General features: G+C 34.1%; 4 protein-coding genes. All 4 read right to left on the bottom strand.

Annotated features, from left to right (window positions below; translation table 11 throughout):
* Nucleotides 1-423: 423 nt before the first annotated feature.
* A complete protein-coding gene (locus MUP17_02265; protein MCJ7457797.1) occupies nucleotides 424-1,290 on the bottom strand; it encodes a hypothetical protein in 867 nt (288 codons plus the stop codon).
* A gap of 228 nt (nucleotides 1,291-1,518) precedes the next feature.
* On the bottom strand, nucleotides 1,519-1,749 hold the full coding sequence (locus MUP17_02260) for a DUF2188 domain-containing protein (GenBank protein ID MCJ7457796.1): 231 nt from the start codon (nucleotides 1,747-1,749) through the stop codon (nucleotides 1,519-1,521).
* 18 nt (nucleotides 1,750-1,767) lie between these two features.
* On the bottom strand, nucleotides 1,768-2,262 hold the full coding sequence (locus tag MUP17_02255) for a hypothetical protein (GenBank protein MCJ7457795.1): 495 nt from the start codon (nucleotides 2,260-2,262) through the stop codon (nucleotides 1,768-1,770).
* The gene (locus MUP17_02250; protein ID MCJ7457794.1) at nucleotides 2,259-2,642 is read right to left on the bottom strand and encodes a TIR domain-containing protein; all 384 of its coding nucleotides are present in this window, start codon (nucleotides 2,640-2,642) and stop codon (nucleotides 2,259-2,261) included. The genes MUP17_02255 and MUP17_02250 overlap by 4 nt, the downstream gene beginning before the upstream one ends.
* Between the last annotated feature and the right edge of the window lie 474 nt (nucleotides 2,643-3,116).

The following is a 3,116-nucleotide window of genomic DNA, read 5'->3' as shown; positions in this document are numbered from 1 at the left end:
TTACCTGTTTCATATCTGTTCATATATTAAGCAAGTTCAGTGCCAAAATATAAAATATTAATTAAGTGATTATTTCACAATAGGTTAACCTTACTGAAGCTTAGACCTGTAGAAATTGATAATGCCAGAATGACATTATGAGGGTCAAAGTTGCAGTTCAAAAATGAAATAATGACTAAAGAACTGCGATAATGGCAGGGATGAAAATACAGACCATCTTGCCCTCAAGATAGATTTATCTTACCCATCTTACGGGCAAAAATAGATCACAGTCATTAGGTGGATTCAGGAATCTGCCAGCCTAAATAACGGTTATTCTAAGTATTAGGGTAGGTTTCTGACGTTCCTTTTCCTTCTTAATGAGACGTATAGTGAGAGTTCTTATTTCGTCTGGGAAGAGTTCGACCTACAAACTAATCAAATCTACTTTATATACTGAAGTAAGCCTTTGAGTCCTAAAACAGTAATGATTATGACGATAATAATTACAAAGAAAGTTTTTGCAGCAGTTTCTGCAAAAGTTTCTGTGAATTTTTGACTAATCCTTTCCATCGGAGAAGCTTTAAAACCTCTAGTTTTGGTTAAATCGTAATAAAATACTCTCTTAAGATTGTACGCTACAGAACCAACATCATTATAGTTTCCGATCCAATCTCTATCAGTAATTTTCTTTAGCTCTTTAATGAAATCTTCACCAAAAGTGTTTTTTATTTTATCTTCGCAGTCACTGCAGATATACTTAATTAGGACACTATTTTTTGCATCATTTACTGAATTATTAAAATCAAATAAACACCCCCTAGTGGCTACATGATGAGAAATCTTATTTTCTTTGTCCAAAAGTTCAACACATGCTCCGATTATCGTTGAAAGCAAAAATTCTACAGCTGAAGGTGGTGCGTATTTCTTCCTCCAGTCACCAATTGAAATGATTGCAAAGGGACTATCAGTTACAACATAGAATTCACCCTTCACTTTCCTCTCAATAATAGCAATTGCATACTCAGATATTGATGAGCCGCTTTGATCAAAGTTGGTATTTGGATCAGAAGTTATATTTTGGATTTCCTGACGGTAAAGTATCAGAGCTTTTTTAAACTGATCGAATATTATATTACTGTCGAAATCTACTTTACCACGAATCTCTGGTCCTTTTCTAAAAATTTCTGATGAATGAACTTCAAACTCGAATAAAGATTGTGTTTTGTTAAGCGTCAATAATAGATATTCAAAAGCTTGCCAATCAAGCTTATTGCAGCCCCAAAAATATACACCTATTTTCATCCTCATCGATTTCTTTATTGTATCCTTAAATAAATCTTATACTAATCACATAGTCTATAAGGGAGAATATAATTCTTTACATCAATAATATTAATCTATTAAAGGATGAGTTCACGTAGATCAACTATGTCCAGAGACATGTTTGACAATCTTATTGTTATCCACTCAAACATATAGATAGTCAAGCAGGCTTTGCAATGTTTAATTAATTGAGTTCTAAAACTTTAAAAAAAATTAATGTTTGCGATCCTTTGGTGGACATGGATCTTTACCATAGCTATCTTTATCTTGTATTTTACCATCTCGACCATGAATAATCAATTCAGAATGTTGATGTTGTGCAATCTTTCGCCCAGCATTTTGGGCAGCCGTTTTTGTCCGGTGTTCTGAAGTTAAACGGGAATTACCTTCACCGCGAACACCCCAGCCGTCATCTGTTTTTACTACATGTTGATTTTTGCCCATCATTAACCTCCTTTAATCCTAACTGCATTTAAAAAATAAAACTCCTAACACTATATAAACTATACCGAACACCCAAGGAATAATCATCTCAATATGTGAGAAGGGATAGTAGACCCTTTTGTTTTTTCCCTCTTCTAAAATCTTCCATTCATAGTCATAGAGTGCGATTGGTAGTTTTTTCTCTATTTCATGAATCACTCTAAATTTGCCCTTATTCAGCTGTTTGTATGAACGTAATAAGAACCAAAAAATGATGCATATAATAACTCCAACGAATGTAACAAGTGATTTAAGCCACATAATGCTTTCGAATATCTTTATCTGAAAAAGCACACCCATAAATGAAATTAAAATAGTGTTAATCGTAATGAAATAGTTATTTGCATTCTGTCTACGATCACTTATTCTATCCATGCTTTCGACATAAATCTTATATTGTGCAAATAAGTGTTTCTTATAATCCTGTCCGTATTCCTCTTCCGTCACTTTGAAAAGAGAATTTGACTCGTTCATCTTGCTCCACCTATCAACGCTTCAAGATTATCCCAAGCCCATCTATACATTTTATCGGAGCCATTTGCATTTTTGGGCTTGAGACATTTCTTATCGCTTCTACCATATAGAAGAAAATACGGAATATTTTCTTCCTGAGCTATCTTGATTTCAGCATTTACTCCAGTGGCAGAATCAGTATATTCACCGCACATAATAATCACTTGTTCAACCTTTTTTATCCGCGCTCTGACTTTCTCCTTCCAATCTCCAGAAAGTTCTTCTTTAACGGAATAGTCCGCAATATAAAATGGTGAGTTTTCGTTTTTTGCTTGCCCAATAAGCAAATCCTTGTCGTGATCATAATCAAAACTAATAAATACTTTTGTCTTGATACTCATATTAAGCCTCCAGCTATTTTCTAAAATGTTATATTCATTATTTATTTATTCATTTGCTTAAGACTTATTCTCCCTCTGAATAAGACATATCTAATCAAACAGGCAAGGGAATAATTGACCTACTACTTTTTAATTAAATCTCAAGTAAGTTTATATAAATATACCTGAAAATGCAACTAAAATTTAGTTATAATGTTAGAAAAAAAAGAAAAGGACAGAAAACTGTTCTGTCCCCACATTTTACAAAAACCTTCTAAATAAAAAGTAAAGCTGAAGCTTTACACTCCACAAATCACAACTCTATTCTTCAGCCGGAAGCACTGGCACCCTCAGCGCCTCTTCCGGTATTTGCCCGGTTAATGATTTTAAGAAAGCCACAATATCGCCAGCCTGGGCATCGGTCAGTGTTTTACCCAGTTGTAGCTGTGCCATAATCTTCAAGGCATCCTGCAAGTGGTCAACGCTCCCGTCATG

Source organism: Candidatus Zixiibacteriota bacterium (assembly GCA_022865345.1).
In the GTDB taxonomy this organism is placed as follows: Bacteria; Zixibacteria; MSB-5A5; order MSB-5A5; family RBG-16-43-9; genus RBG-16-43-9.
Note: the sequence above shows the minus strand (reverse complement) of the source record. Positions and strands in the feature narration are given on the sequence as shown.